Below are 19,882 nucleotides of genomic sequence, written 5' to 3'. Positions count from 1 at the left end.
CTGACCCGACGGCCTGGTCCGGCTTCAAAATCCAACGATCCACCCAAAACCTCGGTCCCAGGCAGCGATTTCTATTGCATCCGGGTTCGTCGCCGATAACCTCGAGATGATAGAATCTTGAAGCGACGAGGTTGACTCCATGAAACGAGAAACACGTTTGACTCACCGCTCCGGTTTGGCGCAACGCCGTCAACTCTTGCTGGAGCCACTGGAAAAACGGCGATTATTAGCCGCTACGAATCCGCTGCCGCTTGAGTCACTCGACGGATCCAACGGGGTTCGGCTGATCGCCGCGAAAGCCGACTCCCGCACCGGCATCGCCGTGTCGGTCATTGGTGACGTCAACGGAGATGGCCGCGACGACGTGGTGATCGGGGCACCCTTGGCGAGCCCCGGCGGCGTCACGGACGCAGGTGCGAGCTACGTCGTCTTTGGCGATCGAAATGGGCTACCGGCTACGGTTGACCTCGCCAGACTCGATGGCAAAACGGGATTCGTCGTCGAGGGGATCGATAGCTTTGACACACTCGGTTCAAGCCTCAGCGGTGCCGGCGACTTCAACGGAGACGGCATCGATGATCTGATCATCGGCGTGTACGCGGGCGACCAACCGCCCGATCTTTCCGTTGGCGAAGCGTACGTGTTGTATGGACGCCCCGTGTGGGACTCCGCCTCGATTGATCCCTCGCGACTTTCCGGACGTGATGGCTTTCTAATCCATGGCGTCGCAGCCGGCGATCAACTCGGTGTCGGTGTAAGCGGTGCCGGCGACATCAATGGTGACGGACTCGACGACTTGATCGTCGGGGCCAACGGCGCCGAATCGATCGGGAGTTCGAACAGCGGTCAATCGTATGTCCTCTTCGGTACCACCGATGAACTTCGTGGCCCGTTCAGTCCATCGACTCTCGATGGAAGCAATGGGTTCATCCTCAACGGCGACGACGAGGATTTTTCTGGACTCGTTGTCAGTGGTGCCGGAGAGATCAACGGAGACGGACTGGCAGATCTATTGATAAGCACGCAGAACGGCAGAAGCTACCTTGTTTTCGGAAAGACCGATGGGTTCGCTGCCAGCGTCGAACTTGCAGCGCTCGATGGAAGCGACGGATTTCGGATAAATGGAATGGCTGGCTACACGCACTATGTCAGCGAAGCCGGTGACATCAACGGTGACGGACTCGGCGACGTGATCATCGGCTCGCCTGATCCGCTTCAAAATGACCCTGGGGAAAGCTATGTCATCTTCGGGAGTGGCAGCGGGTTTGCCGCGACCGTTGATCTTTCAAGTCTCAACGGCGTGTCAGGCTTTCGCATCGACGGCATCGACGCCTTCGACCGAGCAGGATTGAGTGTAAGCGGTGCCGGTGACGTCAATAGCGATGGATTCGACGACCTGATCGTCGGCGCCCCCTCAGCGGATCCGGGCAGCATCGACAAAGCCGGCGAGAGTTATGTCGTGTTTGGAAAGGCGTCTAGTTTCACGGCCACGTTCAGCCTGTCTTCCTTGGACGGCGTCAACGGATTCCAGATCAACGGAATCAAGGCAAACGACCGAGCCGGCGAAAGTGTCGCGGGTGCGGGCGACGTCAATGGTGACGGATTCGACGATGTCATCCTGGGTGCCTTTTTGGCCGACCCAGGATTGGTCGACGGCGGCGAAGGCTACATCGTCTATGGCGGGAATTTCACCGGCGGCGTCGAAACACAAGTCGGTGGCGAAGCGGATGACACGCTGATCGCGAATCAAGGCGCGGCAGTCGATGTCTTGATCGGCGGCGTCGGCGATGACAAATTGACCAGTGATGGCGGCGACGATGTCTTGCGAGGCGGCGCCGACGACGACACGTTGATTCTTTCTGATGTCGACTTCTCCGGCCCGCGGCGGATCGACGGCGGACGAGGCTTCGACACACTTTTTCTTGATACCGCGGGCCAGACACTCGACCTTCGCAACATCGCCGACTCGAAAATCCGGGAGATCGAACAGATCGATTTTGGCACCGGATTGAAAGCTCAGGCGGCAGGGACAAACCAATCGCTGATCGTGACGCCGCTGGAGATTCGGAACCTGTCGTCCACCAGCAACACGTTGACGGTCGTTGGCAATGGCGGGAACGTCCGTGTCGAAGGGCTGAACTGGGAAGGCCCCACGCCGATCCGCATCGATGGCCAAGATTTTGTGCAGTACACCGATGGCACGGCGACGTTGCGTGTTCAATCGAACTTGTCTCTTGTCTTTCCGGCTTTATCACTTTCCGGCTTGAACGGTGTCAACGGATTCCGTCTCGTTGGCGTCGACTTGGACGAGGAATCGGGCAAAAGCGTGCACCAAGTGGGTGACCTCAATGGTGACGGGTTTGACGATTTAATTGTCGGGGCGTCGAAGGCCAGCCCCGACGGAGCCAATCTGGCAGGGGCAACCTACGTGGTGTTCGGCGGCCCCGGCGTGTTTCCAACGTCGATTCCGCTGTCGAGTTTGAACGGAAGCAACGGCTTTCGGCTCGATGGAATTGCTGCGGGGGACCGATCAGGATTCAGCGTCGGAGGATCCGGTGACTTCAACGGCGACGGACTCGATGATCTCGTCCTCGGGGCAACTGCGGCAGATACCAATGGAGTGGATGATTCGGGAGAAGCGTATGTCTTGTTCGGCAGCACCGGGGGCTTCGCGTCGTCAATCGATCTGTCCAGTCTGAACGGTACGAACGGCTTTCGGATCGCAGGAATCGACGAAGGGGATGCGCTCGGAGTAAGTGTCAGCTTTACCGGTGACTTCAATGGCGATGGACTCGGTGATCTGATCGCGAGCGCCTTTGTGGCAGATCCGGCAGGCTTGGACAGCGCGGGTGAAACGTACTTGCTGTACGGGCAGGCCGATGCAATGCCCGCCGTGGTGGGGCTCGGTACGCTCGCCGCGACCGACGGATTGGTGATGACCGGAGTTGCCACCGGCGACCGAGCCGGTGTGAGCGTCAGCGATGCGGGCGATGTCAATGGCGATGGTCTCGATGACGTCATCGTCGGCGGATACCTCGCTGACCCGAACGGCATTGTGTCCGCCGGAAAGTCCTACGTCATTTACGGTCGCAGCGACTCACCCATCGGTCCGTTATCTCTGGGGTCGCTTGACGGCAGCAGCGGATTTCAACTCAACGGAATTGCTATGAACGATCAGTCGGGGCTCAGCGTCTCGGGGGTGGGCGATTTCAACGGGGACGGTTTCGACGATCTGCTGGTCGCCGCGCCGTACGCCGATCCCGATGGCAGGGACGGCGCGGGCGAGTCGTATCTGCTGTTCGGAGGCGAAACGCTGCCGTCGGTTTTCAACTTCTCTGACATGGTCGGTGCCGATGGCTTGCAAATCCACGGAACCGATGCCGGCGATTCTTCCGGAATCAGCGTCAGCGGTGCGGGCGACGTCAACGGCGATGGCTTCGATGATCTTCTGATTGGGGCCGTTGGCGCAGACGGTCCGGAGAACGTCGGGAATAGTCGCGGTGAGACCTACGTGGTGTTCGGCAGGCCGGGCACTCAATTCTCCCTGGATCTATCGACGCTCGATGGAACCGGTGGCTTCCGGATGATCGGCGACGAGGACTTCGATCTGTTCGGCCAAAGCGTCAGCGGAGCCGGGGACGTCAACGGCGACGGCTTTGACGATTTCCTGATCGGCGCAACCGGTGCCAGCCCCGGTGGGGTCAACGACGCGGGCGCCAGCTACGTCGTCTTGGGCGGCAACTTCACCGGCGGATTAGAAACGCAGGTCGGCGATGATTCCGACGACACCTTGATCGCCGATCGCGGCTCGCTGGAAAGCGACGTCTTGATCGGCGGCCGAGGTAACGACACCCTGATCAGTGACGGCGGGGAAGACGTGTTGCGGGGCGGCCAGGGCGATGACATTTTGGTGATCGTTGACAATGATTTCTCCAGGAACAAACGGCTTCTCGGCGGAAACGGATCGGACACGTTGCGGCTCGATTCTCTTGGAATACCGCTTGATCTGACGACAATCGCCGACAACCGCATCATCGACGTCGAAAACGTTGACCTCGGTTCTGATTTGGACCACGTCCTGACACTCGATGGACCGGAACTGCGTGGGCTGTCATCGCACGACAACACGTTAACTGTTCATGGCGACGGCTCATTGGTGCGTCTGACCGGTGGCGGCTGGAACGCCCCAACCACGATCGACCTGGGCGGTGAATCCTACATTCAATACCGCAACGGCAACGGGATCTTGAACGTCCAGGCGTCCCTGTCCATTGTGTTGTCCGAGTTGGAGCTTTCCAACGTGGACGGCAACAACGGGTTCACGGTCACGGGGATTGATTCGTTCGACAGTTCAGGCACGGTGAGCGGAGCCGGGGACATCAACGGCGACGGCTATGACGACATCATCATTGGCGCCGACGGCGTCGACCCGAACGACGGTGCGAATGCGGGTGAAAGCTATGTCGTCTTTGGGAAACCCGGTGGGTTCGATGCTTCGATTTCGCTTTCCGAGTTGAACGGCGCCAACGGATTTCGTCTCCCTGGGGTCGGCAGCGGTGATCGGTCCGGCACCAGCGTGAGCGGTATCGGTGATTTCAACGGCGACGGACTGGACGACTTGGCCATCGGTGCTCATTTGGCAGATCCCCTGGGGAAATCTGGGGCCGGCGAGACCTACGTTGTCTTCGGCAGGTCGTCACCGTATCCCGAAGTCGTCGAGTTGTCATCGCTCGACGGCAGCAACGGTTTTCGCGTCGACGGAGCAACGGTGAACGAGAACACCGGCCAAGCCCTGTCCGGTGCGGGCGACATCAACGGTGACGGCTTGAGTGATTTGATCATCGGAGCACCCGATGCAAACCCGCTTGGCCGATTTTTTGCGGGCGCGGCGTACGTGGTGTTTGGCAGCGCCGGCCCCATTCCGCCGGTGTTGAACGTTCTAGCGCTCGATGGTGACAACGGACTGATGATTGTCGGCGAAGATTTAACGGGGTCGGCAGGGATTAGTGTCAGCGGAGATGTCGACGTCAATGGCGACGGGCTCGATGATTTGATCGTCGGTGCGTATCGGGTCGAAGAAGATGGGCGGATTGATTTCGGTAGAAGTTATGTCGTTTACGGGAAAACCGTTGGGTTTTCACCCGTCATCGATCTGGCCACACTTTCGACCGACCAAGGCTTTACTGTCAGCGGCCTCTCCAACTCGGACAATTTGGGACGATCCGTTAGCGGTGCCGGTGACGTCAACGCCGATGGATTTGACGACGTGATCATCGGCGCGGAATTCGTCGATTCGCCCTCGGGGGTGAACAACGTCGGGCAGAGCTACGTGATTTTTGGTCAACCTGATGGCATCGAATTTGAAATCGACCCGAGTGCCCTGAATGGGACCAATGGATTCCGAATCAACGGAGCTGCCCAAGGCGATCAATTGGGCCGCGCTGTTACCAGGGCGGGCGACGTCAACAGCGATGGAAAGGATGACTTGCTTGTTAGCGCTACCGCGGCCGATCCGAATGGAGTCGACAATGCCGGTGCCAGCTACGTGATTTTTGGTCGCAGCGGAAGCTTCAACGCCAACGTGGAGGTTTCTGAGCTGAACGGCGAAAATGGATTTCGGATCAATGGAATCGCCCCCAGCGACTTCGCCGGCGAAGATCTGGGTGGCGCGTTTGATCTCAACGGAGACGGGCTGGACGACTGGATCATCGGAGCCCCCGGCGCTGACCCTGACGGCTTGTCGGCGGCCGGTGAGAGTTATGTCCTGTTTGGCAAAAACTTTACCGGCGGCGCGGAAACTCAGTTGGGGGATGCGGCGAACAATCAACTCGTCGCTTCGCAAGGATTGAGTGTACGGGACGTGTTAATTGGAGGCGAAGGTGACGACACCCTCGTCAGCGACGGCGGCGGCGATGTGCTTCGAGGCGGCCAAGGCGATGACATCCTGGCGTTGATGGATGCCGATTTCTCCGGAGGCCGTCGCGCCCTCGGCGGCAACGGTTTCGACACGTTGCGTCTTGACGGTGCCGGCTTGGTACTCGACCTGACCGTGATTCCCGACAACCGATTGGTCGACATCGAAGCGATCGACATCACCGGCTCGGGCGCCAATGCATTGACGCTCGATGTTTCCGAGGTGTTGCGTTTGAGTTCACACAGCAACACGGTCACGGTTCTCAGGGACTTTGACGATGTGGTTGATTTCGGCAATGGCTGGACACAGATCGCCGATGAAAACAGTGGTGATCGAATTTTTGAAGTCTACACGCAAGGAAACGCGACGCTGAAGGTTCAGAGGTTGCACCATCGCCTGGCATTCCCTGCGGGCAATGGAGCAGACGATTGGACGGTTCGTCGCAACGGTTCGCAAGTCGAGGTGTTCGACAATGTTTTGTCGAATTTGATCACGGCAATCGAAATCGACTCGTTGGCTTCACTCACGTTGACGTCTCCGCCGACCGAAGCGTCACGATTGCAGATCGATTACGCCAGCGGGGGTTTTTTCGAAGTCCCGTCGGGCATCACGTTCACGGGTTCGAGCGGCAGGGACGAACTCGAATTGCTCGGCACCGGACTGACGTTGGCGACGTTCGTCTCGGGTAGTTCATCGATGAGCACGGCCAGCCTGTTGACGACGCAAGGCGGTCCGTCGACAGCCATCACGTTTAGCGACGTGGAACCACTGAACGTCTCGGGGCTGGCGGGACTGTCCGTGCAAGGCCCACTGAATGTCGGCGGGGAAACGCTTCAAATTGATTCTCTCGGTGCGGTCGACGTGGATGGATTGACGTCTGTCTCCGGTGGAACCATTGATGCACCGGGGGGGATCCATCTCGAATCATCCGAAGTCCTCTACGGACACGGCTCGGTCGACGCACCCGTTTCCTCGGATGCCGGATCGACAATCACACTGTCCGCAGACAGCAGCCTTGGCGACGCGACGTCGCCCGACGGCATCCACTTGGACGGTCGATTGAATCTGGGGCCGCACACGATCACCTTGCGCGACGGACACAAGGCGGTACTCGGACAACAAACGACACTCGGTTCAGCGAGCGAAAACGGCACCCTCGTGTCGGACAATGGAATCGAGCTTGCTGACACCCGGACGCTGATCGGTCGTGGCGTGATCAACACCATCAACGGCGAGTTTGAGAACCAGGGCTTCGTTCAGGGCACCGGACCGGGTTTGATCTTCAATCACCTCGTCACGGGGGCGGGCGACTTCGGCGGCGTCACGACGTTCAACGGCGGCACGGACTTCGGGAACAGTCCGACCCAGACCGATGCAGGTGTGATGAGCTTTACAGCGGCAAACACTCATACGGTGGAATTGGGCGGTCTGATCGCCGGCGGTGAATATGACCAGGTGAATGCCGAGTCGGCGAATCTGGACGGGATACTGGACGTTCGATTCATTGACCTCGGAAACGGCTATCAGCCGCAGGTCGGCGATTCCTTCAGCATCCTGACGGCCGACTCGATCAGTGGCAGTTTTCCGTGCGTCGACTTGCCCTCGCTGCCAGAGGATTTGGCGTGGGACGTCATCTATGACAGCGATGAAGTTCGCTTGGACATCGTCCGCATCCCCGATGTGGAATCGATCGTGATCAACGATGGCACCAGCAGTCGGTCGCAAATCACTTCGGTCACGATCCGTTTCGTCAGCGAGGTGGACCACGCTGCGCTTGAAAACGCGTTTGCATTGACAAACATCGACACGAACATCGCCGTCGGAACGATCACCGTCACGGCCAGCGACGAGGGCGGCAGGACGTCGGCGATGCTGTCGTTTTCCGGTGATTCAACGATTCCGGGCAGCAACTCGCTGGCCGATGGTAATTATCGATTGGAGATCATCGCCGATCAGGTGGTCACGCCGGGAGACAACGCAATGCGTTCGGACGCCGTCTTCGGCGGACAATCCGCGGCGCAGCCGAACAACGACGACTTCTTTCGGCTGTTCGGCGACACCGACGGCGACGGTGACGTCGACGGCCAGGACTACGGCCGTTTCGGACTTTCATTCCTGCGGCTCTCCGGCGACCCAAATTACGATTCGGACCTCGACTACGACTGGGACGGCGATGTCGATGGTCAGGACTACGGACGCTTCGGTCTGCGGTTTTTACGACAGCGGAATTGAAGCCGCCAGCGCTGCAGCGACGCCGTGACCCGTCACTGCCACCCGCCACCCGGCGCCGTGGCGTTGCGTGTCAAGCCAGCTCCAAACAGCCGTCGCAGTGCGAATTCAGAGAAAACGCCGGAAACTTGCTAATAAATTCCTTCGCGATGAGTCTGATCCTGTGAGAGGATAACGGGGTCGTGATTCAATTTTGCCTGGCGGACCGAACCGAATTCATGTTGAAACAGACTCCTGAGATCAAACAATCGGGCGCCGAGGGTGAGTGCCAGCTCCCCCTGCGCGCCCTGTTTGAGACCGAGGAGACGCCGCTGTTGCGTTACGCGTTTTCGCTGACGGGACGGCGTGCGGTGGCGGAAGAAATCGTCCAAGAAGTTTTTTTGCAGCTGCATTCCCGCTGGGACCAAGTGGAAACGCCCAAAGCTTGGCTGTTCCGCAGCGTCCGCAATCGGGCCTTCAGCTACATCCGACACATCAAACACGAATCGCTCTCCAGCGATGACGGCAAACCGTCCTCGGACTACAGCGATACCGGGTTCAACGAAACCGGTGACGAAACGCCCGAAGAAATGCTGCTGCGAATGGAAGCCGCCGGCGCCCTCCGCCAAAGCTTGGAGGAACTCGATGAAGCGGATCGGCAGCTGGTCAGGCTGAAGTATTTCGACGACCTCACCTACCGTGACATCAGCGTTCAAACGGGGCTCACCATCGGCAACGTCGGCTACCGTTTGCACCATATTTTAAAAAAGCTGGCCGGCAAACTCCGACCGCTCGGAATCGACGGAAGCTCATGAACGAAGCATTTCAAAACGACCGAATTGACCCCGATCTGGAAGCCCGCATCGTTGCCCTCGTACTCGGCGAAGCGTCGGAGCTGGAACGCGATCAACTGAACCGACTGATCGAGCAACGTCCGGAATTGGCAGCGGTCAAAAAACAATTCGAATCCATCGATGGACTCATGCGTGATGTCAGCTCCGACGAAGCCCCGCCGGAAGACGAGGATTGGAAACTTCCCGCGGAGAGGCGACACAAAGTGTTGGCTGCGATCAGTGGCCAAACGAATCGGCCCGGCGGTGTGAGCGCACTGCGGCGGAACAACCGCTTCTGGAATGTCAGCCGAGTTGCGATCTCGTTTTGCGTCGCCGGCCTCTTCCTGCTGCTCGCCTCGGGATCCTACTTTTTGCTGAGTGCAAGCCGTTCACTGCGAGTCGGGCAAGCCGCCAGCGACAGCAGAGCCCACTTTTCAGCAGACATGGAACTGGGGGAGGCTGAATGGGAGGAATACGCGATGGAGGGCGCGTCGCAGGCGGACGACTACGTGGTCAGCGGTTCGGAAAGACGATTCCGCGGCGGCCAACTTGCGCGTCCGGCGAAACCGGCTGAGCCGCGAAGCGGCAGCGCGTTCGGTGACACGGCGGATTCGAATGCCTCGCTGTCGGCGATTCGAGACAGTCTCGGTGTTGATGCGATCAAGGAACAGGCCGGCCGCCCGTCAGCCTATTACTTGCAAGACGATGTACAGTACTTCCCGGCAGTTCCTAGCACCGCGTTGCCCGAAGTGGCCGTAGCGGATGAATCGGGCGTCGAGAAAGGCCAGACCTTTCGATCCACCGACAAATGGAACCAAGCCGATGCGTCGCGGCAATTCTCCACCGGCGCGATGCCGCGTTTTGACAACGGCGTCGAACTCTCCGATCAGATCACGATGGTTGATCCACAAGCCTCCACCAGCTTCGGTCGAAGTGTCACCGATTTCGAATCGGTTCAGCGGGGTGAAGCAAAGCAACGTGCAGTCGAACGTTACGGCATGGCCGACGGAAAACTCGGCTTCCAAAGCGGGGCGGGCGGTGCGATGGGCGACGCCATAGGCGGTGCGATGGGCGACGCGATGGGCGGTGGCGGATTCGGCGGCGGGATCGGCGGAGAAGCATTCGGAGCCTATGCATCCCCACAACAAGGTGTGTCCCCGCAACAAGGACTGGCCGAGTCGTCTGATGGCGCAATGGCCGGGATGGACATGATGGAAGGGATGGACATGATGGGCGATGCAAGTGTGTCGCCGGCAGATCGCCCTACCGGTGATCTATTTTACGACACGTCCCCCCTTTCATCTTCGCTCGCCGTCCCCCAAAGCACTGTCCCTCAAAGCACTGCCCCCAAAGACGCTGCCCCCAAAAACGCTGCCCCCCAAAGCGAACCGGCCGTCGCCGAACGAGAATTGGAGGAGCTCTTCGAACATGCACCGACCGAATCGGCGAACAATGAGTTCGCCGAGCAACCACTCGCCGCCACTCCCCGCATCATCATTCCCCAAGAGGAGGAATCGGTGTGGTTGGGAACCCGCGTTGCCGGTCGGCGCTCCCGTGCGGAAATCGCCGGCAAAACGGCCACGCTCAGTAAATCGCAACCCGAGGAATCGCAACCCGAGCAATCGCAACCCGATCCTTCGAAACCAACGACAAACTGGGGCGTGCAGGTGAATCGGGACAAGCTTCGAGAACTCGGCGTCTCGCTCGATGGGGGCGACGGACTTGCCGCGGCCGATCAAGCGGAAAAGCAAAGCAACCGACAAAAGGGACTTCAGCAGCAGAACGGCCGGGTCGCAAGCAAAGGCAGAGATGGCTTCATGTCTTACGAGTCGACGGAGAGTTCCGTATCAAGGTTGCTGAAACGATCGACTATGGAAAAATCGCCCGTGCCCGCCGGCCTGGATGAGAAAGACGCGGCGACCGAAGCGTTTTCCACCTTCTCGCTGCACGTCAGCGACGTCTCCTTCAAGCTCGCCGCCGCGGCGCTCGCCCGAGGCGAATGGCCCGAGCCGGCGAAAATTCGGATCGAAGAGTTTGTCAATGCCTTGGACTATGGCGATCCGATGCCCAGCCAAGACGAAAAGGTTGCCTGCCGGCTGGAGCAAGCCATTCATCCATTCCTGCAACAACGCAACCTGCTGCGTGTCTCGATGCGGACCGCTGCCGCCGGACGGGCCAGCAACACGCCGCTGCGACTGACGTTTCTGTTGGACAACTCCGGTTCGATGGAACGCATCGACCGTCAACAAACCGTCCGCAGCGCGTTCGCCTTGCTCGCCCGACAACTCAAACCACTCGATCAGGTCACCTTGATCAGTTTCGCACGCCAACCGCGACTGCTGGCCGACAAGGTCGACGGCTCCCAGGCACAACGGCTGGTCGAGCTGATCGACAATTTGCCCAGCGAAGGCGGGACGAACATCGAAGCGGCACTGCAACTGGCGTTTGAAAAAGCCCGCGAACACCAAACCGCCGGCGCTCAGAACCGAATCATTTTGCTCACCGACGGCGCCGTCAACTTGGGCGATGCCAACCCCGACAGCCTTTCGCAACGGATCACCACGATCCGCGAAGCGGGCATCGCATTTGATGCCGCCGGCATCGTCGCCGAAGGACTCAACGACGAAGTCCTGGAAGCGCTGACCCGCAAGGGCGACGGACGCTATTACCTGCTCGATTCACCCGACGATGCCGACGACGGCTTCGCCCGCCAAATCGCCGGTGCCCTCCGTCCGTCGGCCAAGAACGTCAAAGTGCAAATCGAATTCAATCCCAAACGCGTCGGCCACTACAAATTGCTCGGCTTCGAAAAACACCTGCTCAAGAAAGAAGATTTTCGCAACGACAAGGTCGACGCGGCCGAAATGGCGGCAGCCGAAGCCGGAGTCGCGGTCTATCAATTCCAAGCCAAACCCGATGGCGAAGGAGACGTCGGTTCGGTCTCGGTCAGGTTCCAAGACCTGTCGACCGGACGAATGATCGAAAACCGCTGGCCGATCCCCTATCAACCCGACGCCCCACGCCCCGACCAAGCCTCCGAATCCATTCGCATCGCGACCGCCGCCGCCCTGTTCGCGGCCAAGCTCCGCGGCGAACCGCTCGGCGCCAACGTCGACCTGAAAACACTGGCCGATCTGCTGGCGGGACTACCCGATCAAGACCGCAATCGCAAGCGAGTTCAACAACTCCAAATGATGATCGGTCAAGCCCGACAGTTGGTCGGGAATTGAGTTGATTTAAGTTTCAAGTTTCAAGTTTCAAGTTTGCTGACTCAGACGGAATCAATCGATGGCATTCAGCTTGCCAGTTGAGGGATTCTCTAGGCCCGGAGGGCCGGCAGAGTGTCTGCCGGTGGCGTCAGCCACCGGAGAAGATTCCAAGGAATGTCCAAGGCCCGAAGGGCCGACACAATCCTCCGGGGTTCAGTGCCCGATTGTGTCGGCCCTTCAGGCCTTCGCGTTCGAACACCCATGCACCGGTGGCTGACACCACCGGCAAGCATTGTGCCAGCCCTCTGGGCCTCATCAACCAGACTCGCCCCCCAAGGAATCGCATCCATGAACGCATCAACATCGTCCGCTCCCAAATCTGCGTTCGCCGTTTTTATCACGCTGTTCCTGCTGGGACTCTCTTTCCCTCTATGCCTTCCCGGTCACGCCCAGGATCAGGCACCACAAGCCAAACTCAGCAGCTCCATTGCCGGCGATGGCAGCGGGACGATCGTCGTGGAAGCCCGCGGACAAATCCCCGAACCGCCGGTGTTCTACACGGCCAAGGCCACGTCGACCGCCAACATTTCGCGCGAACACATCGAGCAAGTCATTCAACTGACGGCGAAAGTGATCCAGGGCCGTGCCGAGACCTTGAGCTTTGGACTCCGCGGCGCCGACCAAGTCATCGATGCCCAGGGGCAGAACCTGCGGTCGTGGTCCGTCCGCCGCGAAGGCGACGCACGGTTCCTCGATCTGCACGTCAACCAGGACGTGACGGAATTGAAGGTCGAGATCAAAACCCGCTCGGAGAAACTGCAGCTTCCCACCACCATCGATCTGACGCACCTGGCCCCGGGCGAGTCCGTCGGTTTTGATTCGGTCGTGACCATCATCGATGCCCCCGAGGTCGCCGGCACGGTCCGTTCGGTCAGCGGATTTGTCCCGCTGGATTCGGGCGATTCGGCGAAGCGTTTTCAAACGGCCAGCGGTGGCCAACTCCAGCTCTCACTCCAGCGTGACGGCGCCGCCCCCGCAGCGGTCGAACTGGTCGACACCACGTTGAATGGCCAACTGCATCCCGATGGCAAATCAATTCGCTTCCAGATTCGCAGCACCGCGCGTGTCACCCAGCCCGGTGCCGAAATCACGATCCTCTCGGGTAATGCCGCCGTCAGCGAAGTTCCCGTCGACGACAACTACCAATTGCAACTCTCGACGCCCAACGGGCAATCGGTTTACCAATTGACCTTCGCCGATGCCGGCAGCTTTCCGGTCGCACTCGATTTTGTCGCTACGCTGGACGCCCCCGCCCCCAACGTGCACCGCATGGACTTCACTATCGCCGCCAGCGCCGTCGTTCCCTTGACCCTCGACGGACTCGAATCTGACCTCGAGTTTGATCGTGATCAGGAATCGGTCGTGCCGCTCCGCAAAGACGACGCCTGGCTCGGTTTTTTGCCGGCAACCGGCCGCGCGAAACTGCAATGGAAAACCGCGCGTCAAACCGGCGAAGGAAAACTGTTCTTCACCACCACCGGCAAGATCGAAGCGAAAGTCGGCGCCGGGCTGCTGCGCCAAGATCATCAAATTAACTACCAGGTGCTTCAGGGCGAACTGAAATCGTTCCAAATCGGATTGCGCGGACCGGGCGAAATCCTCGACGTCCAGGGCGCCAACATCATCGGCTGGAAAATCACCGGCACGGGGCAATCGAGACAACTCGACGTCACCCTCAGCCAGCCGATCACGGGACAAAGTCAGATCAACGTCCGCAGCCAGACTCCGCTGGGTGCGTTTCCAGTCCGAGTCGAAGGGCTGCGGCTGGACCCGATCGGCGCGATCCGTCATTCGGGATTCCTACGGCTGATGAACTTGGGATCGGTGCGTCTGGAACCGACCCTGTTGAGTGGGATGAATCAACTGGCACCGGATCAGTACCCCGGCGAACCGATCGAGGCGCGACAGATTTTTGTGTACCGTTTTCCCGCCGCCGAGCACACCTTCACCGTCGCCGCCGATCGCATCCAGCCGGAGGTCAATGTTTCCGAACTGGTGCTTTACGAATTGGCCGAAACGGATCGCGTGGTCCGGGCGGACATCGAACTCGATGTACGCGAAGCACCGATACGCGAGTGGGATTTCGGAATCCCGTCGGATTATTCCGTCGTCTCGGTCACCGGTTCCAGCGTCGCCGACTACATCACCGCAACCGCCGTCGCGGGCGGGCGTCGCAATTTGAAAGTCATCTTCGGCCAGGACGTGATCGGGCGACAACTCGTTGTGTTGCACTTGGAAAAAAGCGAAGCGGCGTCGGAAGGCGATTGGAATCTGCCACGCATCGAATACCCCGACGCCAAATCGGTTCGCGGCGATATCGGAATCATCGGCGCCCCCGGCTTTCGGATTTCAGTCTCTTCGACCGACTTGCTGGCCGAAAAACCCTTGTCCTACTTTCCCAAACCGACGCCGAACCTGCAACAAGCGTTTCGCATTCGCCAGCCCGGCTGGTCGGCCACGATGAGCGTCCAGCGGCTCGAACGCAGCGTGCAATCGGACGTCTTTCACCTCTATTCCCTGAGCGAAGAAACGGTCTACGGAAGCGCGCTGATCAATTACTTCGTCACCGGGTCGCCGGTTTCCGAGTGGAGCATCACCGTACCGGCGGCACTGGGCAATGTGATGGTCGACGGCCAAGACGTTCGCACCTACCGCAGAGAAGGCGACACGCTGATCGTTTCTCTGCATCAACCCGTCATGGGCGCCTACACCCTGCTGGTGACCTTCGAAGAAAAACCCGACAAGAGCAACGGTTCGTTCAAACCTGGCCAAGTCGCTCCGATCGGCGTCCAAGGCGAACGCGGCTACATCCAAGTCGTCAGCCCGATGCAGGTGAAAATCCAAACCGAATCGATCTCCGAGGACATGCTCAACCTGGATCCGCTGGAATTGCCGGCGGAGTTGCGCCTGCTCAGCACCGCGCCTCCGCTGGGAACCTGGCAATACACCCAGCGTCCGTTCGAATTGAACCTGAACGTCAGCTGGTTCGAGCCCGGCACCACGGCGACTCAAGTGGTGGAGTTCGCCGAAGCCAACAGCCGTGTGTCGCAAGACGGCGAACTGGTCACCGACGTCGTGTACTTCATCAAAACGCGCGGACAACGCACGCTGAAGATCCAGTTGCCCGGCGAACCGGTACGGCTGTGGGCCGTTTCCGTCGGCGGCCGGCCCGTCACCGCACGCCAATCCGACGAAGCCACGCTGATCCCGATCCCCGGCGGCACGGACCCGAACGTTCCGGTCGAAGTCAGTTTGCGGTTGGGCAAACCGGCCGTTGACGAGTCCCGCCCCGAACTGGCCTTGCCCACCGTGTTCGCGCCCGTGCTGAAGACCCAGTGGAATGTCACCGGCGACGAGAAATATGTGCTCGTGCCCAGCGGCGGCACGGTCACGCCGCCGGTCCCGGTGCTGCGGCCATCGGGATTTGACTGGGTGGCCAAACGCGGGCTCATCGCGTTGGTGGTGATCGCGCTGCTGGCCGGTTTCGGATGCTGGGCGTCCCGCAAACCGGGATCCCTGCGCGTCGCCGGTTTGCTGGTTCTGCTGATCGCGATTGGAGTTTCGGTGACAACCGCTTTCGTCGCGCTCGCTCAGCGGGGCGCTCCCGCGCCGTTGCAAGTCAGCGTGCCAATCCTCTCGGCCGGCGAAACCATTGCGTTGCAAGTGAACAACACGCCGCTGTGGCGCGTCAATCTTTCCTCCGCCGGTCTGACCGCGTTGCTGTGTGCCGTCATTGCCCTGGCATGGTCGTTTAGGAAACACGACGTCCACGCACGCCGGCTGCTGCGCGGCGGCGGAGCGATATTGTTGGCCTTGGGCGTGTTGCTGCAAGGTGACGGCGCACCGTGGTTCTATGGGCTGCTGGCCCTGGCGATTTTTATCTTGCTGTTCCTGCCGCCGGCGCGCCAGTGGGTCGACCAGACCAATCAATCACTGCGCGACCTCGCCGAGCGAAGGAAAGCGAAAAAAGAAAAACAAGACGACGTCCCCGGCGAAGTGCCCAGCGAAGCATTTGGTCCGGTGACGCCGATGCTGATCGGATTCGCATTCATGCTGTCTTGGGGGAGCAGCAGTTTGGCGGCCGTTCCGGAGGGGTTTCAAGCAGCCGACTCGATCCAACAACAGTGGCAACTGACGCATCAAGACGCACGCTTGTCCGCAACCGGAACGGTCAAGCTGTCCGGCCGACCGGGAGATCGCTTTTTGCTGCTCAAAGCCCCCGCCGTCCTGACGCGATTCGAAGGCGCCGGACTGCGTCTGACCAAGACCGACGTGGCCGGCGAAGGCCTGTCGTACATCATCAGCATCCCCGCGACCGAGCAGGCCCCCGCGACCGAGCAGGCCCCCGCAGCGGACGATGACGATCAACCAGCTGATGAGCAGCCAGCTGACGACCAACCGGCTGACGACCCGCAACTTGCACCGTCGGCGACGTATCAGGCGACGTTTGATTTTCAGTTGGAAGCGGTCCAGCCGATCAAGGGCATCCCGGTGCTGACCGGCATCGCCGCCGTCCAGCAGATCGACCTCCGCTACGACGAAGCCGGCTGGGACGTCACCTGCCCGACCGCGGTGCGGATTGAAACCACCGCAGTGGACGACGCGACGCAAGCCAACGTGTTGCTACGTCCCGGCAGCGCGAGCCTGTTCCTGAAACCCCAAGTCCGCGATGTGACGACGGAGGAAACCCAGTTTTTTGTCGAAGCGTCCAACTTGTACTTGCCCGGACCCGGTGTCGTCGACGGACGCCATCGTCTTCACATCCGGACGTCACAAGGCCAGGTCAGCGAATTGAATGTTATGGTCCCCCAAGGTCTGACCGTCAGCGCGGTCACGGGACCGGTCGGTTCCTGGCAATTTGATGCCGAGAGCGGCGGATTGAAGTTGCAGATCGACCCTGCGCAATCGCAAGCCTTTGATGTGATCATTGAAACACAACGCGGGCTCGATCCCCTGCCGGCCGACGTCACGCTCTCGCCGCTGAAGGTCGCCGATGCCAACGGCCAAGTCGGACTGGTCGCGATCGCGTTTGGCCCCGAAGCCCAGCCCGAATCGTTGCAGCCGAATCAGATGTCGGCCGTCAATCTGGGGGATTTTGACGCCGGCTTGATCACCAACAAACAAGCGGTGCTGCATCGGGTCTATCGCTACGGTGCCGAGGGTGGCGAAGTCGCCGTGCGTGTCGCGCCGGTGGCGGCGGAGGTCCGTGTCGCCAGCAAGCAAGTGCTTTCACTCGGCGACGAACGCGTGGTCTTGGGGATCAACTTTGCCGCGGAAATCTCCCGCGCCGGACTGTTCCAGCTCAGTTTCCCGCTGCCCGATGGACTGGAAGTCGAATCGCTGACCGGACCTGCGCTGCACCATTGGGCCGAACTGACCGAAGACGACCAACGGCAAATCATTTTGCATCTCAATGGAAAAACGCTCGGCACGCAGAGCTTTGCGCTGGCTCTGACCGGCGCCGCGCCGAGTGACGTCGGGCAATGGGAAATCCCGCGGTTCGAGCTGAACGAAGCGACCCGCCAGACCGGTGACTTGGTCGTCCGCCCGACCACCGGCATTCGGCTTCGAACCGTGTCCCGCCAAAATGTTTCCGAGACCGATCCGCGGGCGATGGGCGGCGAAGCCCAGGGGGCGTTGGCGTTTCGTTTGCTGCAACGCGATTGGAACCTGGTCCTGGGGATCGAAAAACTGGATCCCTGGGTGACCGGTCAGGTGTTGCACGAAGTCACGCTGCGGGAAGGCCAGACGCGCACCGCGTTGATCGCAAACTTCAATGTGCAAAACGCTTCGGTGCGTTCGCTGCAAGTCGTGCTACCGCTCAGCGACGCGGACGAAATCAAAACGCTGCGGGCAAGCGGCAACACCGTCAGCGACTTGATCCGAACGGCCGCGGATTCCAACGTCTGGGAAATTCAATTCAAACGCCGCGTGGTCGGAAAGATCGACTTTCGCATCGAATTCGAACGGCGGGGAGACCGCGAGAACGACAGTGAAACGCTCAACCCGGCCGGGTTCCCGCAAGCGAGACAACTGTCGTACTTCTATGCCGTCCGCGCCGGCGGTCGCTTGGAATTGGAACTCGACAGCCTGTCCGAAGGCTGGCAGCGGATCGACTGGAGTACGGTGCCCCCGATGTTGCGCGAAGCGGAAAATCGAAACGCGCCGGTGTTCGCCCTCCGCGCCGTCGTTCCCACCAGCCCTCTGATCGTCCGCGCCCAGCGGCATTCGATCGCCGATGCGCTCAAGCTGCGGGTGGCCCAAGGCTCCCTGACCACCATCCTGTCGCCGACCGGTGATCAACTGACCGCCGTTGACGTGACCGTCGAAGTCATCCAGCGGAGCAGTCTGAGTGTCGGTCTACCCGCTGGCGGCGAATTGTTCAGCATCTTTGTCAACGGCGAAAGCGTGAACTCGATTCGTCAGGGAGGCGACACGAACACTTGGCAGTTCTACATCCTGCCGGGCATCGACGACCGCACCGCAACCGTCCGTTTTGTCTATTCGGTCACCGGCGATCGCTTGAGTGATTTAACGCTGGTTAGCCCGCAATTGAATGTGCCGCTGGAAAACATCCAGTGGAACGTGGTTGCCCCGAAAGGATTTGAGCTGACCGATCACGACGGCAATTTGGAATTGATCAGCCAGACCAATCAAGAGCAATACGACCGCAGTTCGTATCTGTCCAAGGCGGTCGGCAAACGACAGGCCCAGGCGCAACAGGCCGCCCAGTTGCTCGAGCAAGCCAACCAACTGTTGCAGGCCGGTGAACAAACCAAGGCCCGTTGGGCACTCAACAGCGTCGCCAACCAATACGCCTTGGACGCAGCTTCCAACGAAGACGCCCGCGTGCAGCTTGAGAACCTGCAAACGCAGCAAGCGATCGTCGGACTCAACACCCGTCGCCAACGCCTGTATCTGTACAACACGCCCAGCGACACCGCCTTGGCCGACAACCCGCAACTTCGCGAAGCGGCGGCCGACAACCCGATCCTGCAACAGGATCAACTGAATTTTCGGCCCCAGCAATTGAGTCAGCTGCTGAGGGGAAACACGACCGAGGACAACGCGGTGTTGCAGCAGATCGCCGCGCGGCTGGTCCGTCACCAACGCACCACCGAACCGGCCCCGCAAGCGATCATCATCAGCCTGCCGGAAGAAGGCTCGGTCTACACCTTCGGCCGCACCGTCCAAGTTGCCGAAAACGCGCCGCTGGAACTCGATCTCGAATTCGCTTCGCAGTACCGAATCCAACCCTGGCAACTGGCCCTGGTCACCCTGTTGCTCGTCGCCCTAGCAGCCACCCTCGCCTTCGCCACCACCGGTCGCAAAGTGGCGTAAGCTTCCAGCTTGCGATTCCGCAACAAATCCCATCCATGGCTCAAGACTTGTTCCCAGGCGGGGGGCGTCGCTTCTTTTACTGCAGGATTCGGCAACCGATTGAGATTCTCTCCCTCTGGGAGAGACGGCGTTTGCGCAGCAAGCAAACGCCAGAGAGGGCCGGCGGCTTGCGAAAATCTAAACGACTTCCGCTACGATCAACTCCGCCACTTAGGACCGTCGGAAGTATAAGTGGCGGGGATTGATTGTGGGATAGGCTTCCAGCCTGTCGTTTTCGCCATGACAGGCTGGAAGCCTATCCCACTTATTCTTCCGAC

Annotated in this window: 4 protein-coding genes; all 4 read left to right on the top strand. The window is 60.1% G+C overall.

What is annotated here, in order from left to right; translation table 11 throughout:
- Positions 1–139 precede the first annotated feature (139 nt).
- Entirely contained in the window at positions 140–8,146 is an 8,007-nt protein-coding gene (locus Enr13x_RS35665; RefSeq protein ID WP_145391697.1) for an FG-GAP repeat protein, read from the top strand.
- 179 nt (positions 8,147–8,325) lie between these two features.
- Positions 8,326–8,937: an RNA polymerase sigma factor gene (locus Enr13x_RS35660; protein ID WP_231743983.1), complete on the top strand. Its 612-nt coding sequence runs from the start codon at positions 8,326–8,328 to the stop codon at positions 8,935–8,937.
- Positions 8,934–12,185 carry a YfbK domain-containing protein gene (locus Enr13x_RS35655; protein ID WP_145391696.1) on the top strand — a complete coding sequence of 1,084 codons (3,252 nt, stop codon included), beginning with the start codon at positions 8,934–8,936 and terminating at the stop codon, positions 12,183–12,185. Before Enr13x_RS35660 ends, Enr13x_RS35655 begins: the two co-directional genes overlap by 4 nt.
- Before the next feature lie 327 nt (positions 12,186–12,512).
- Positions 12,513–19,565, top strand: coding sequence for a hypothetical protein (locus Enr13x_RS35650; RefSeq protein WP_231743982.1), 7,053 nt, complete (start codon positions 12,513–12,515; stop codon positions 19,563–19,565).
- Positions 19,566–19,882: the final 317 nt, after the last annotated feature.

It is taken from the genome of Stieleria neptunia, assembly GCF_007754155.1.
GTDB classification, from domain to species: Bacteria; Planctomycetota; Planctomycetia; order Pirellulales; family Pirellulaceae; genus Stieleria; species Stieleria neptunia.
Note: the sequence above shows the minus strand (reverse complement) of the source record. Positions and strands in the feature narration are given on the sequence as shown.

Coding starts and splice junctions, on each gene's coding strand:
- Enr13x_RS35650 (WP_231743982.1), top strand. CDS start 12,513: ATGAACGCATCAACATCGTCCGCTCCCAAATCTGCGTTCGCCGTTTTT.
- Enr13x_RS35665 (WP_145391697.1), top strand. CDS start 140: ATGAAACGAGAAACACGTTTGACTCACCGCTCCGGTTTGGCGCAACGC.
- Enr13x_RS35655 (WP_145391696.1), top strand. CDS start 8,934: ATGAACGAAGCATTTCAAAACGACCGAATTGACCCCGATCTGGAAGCC.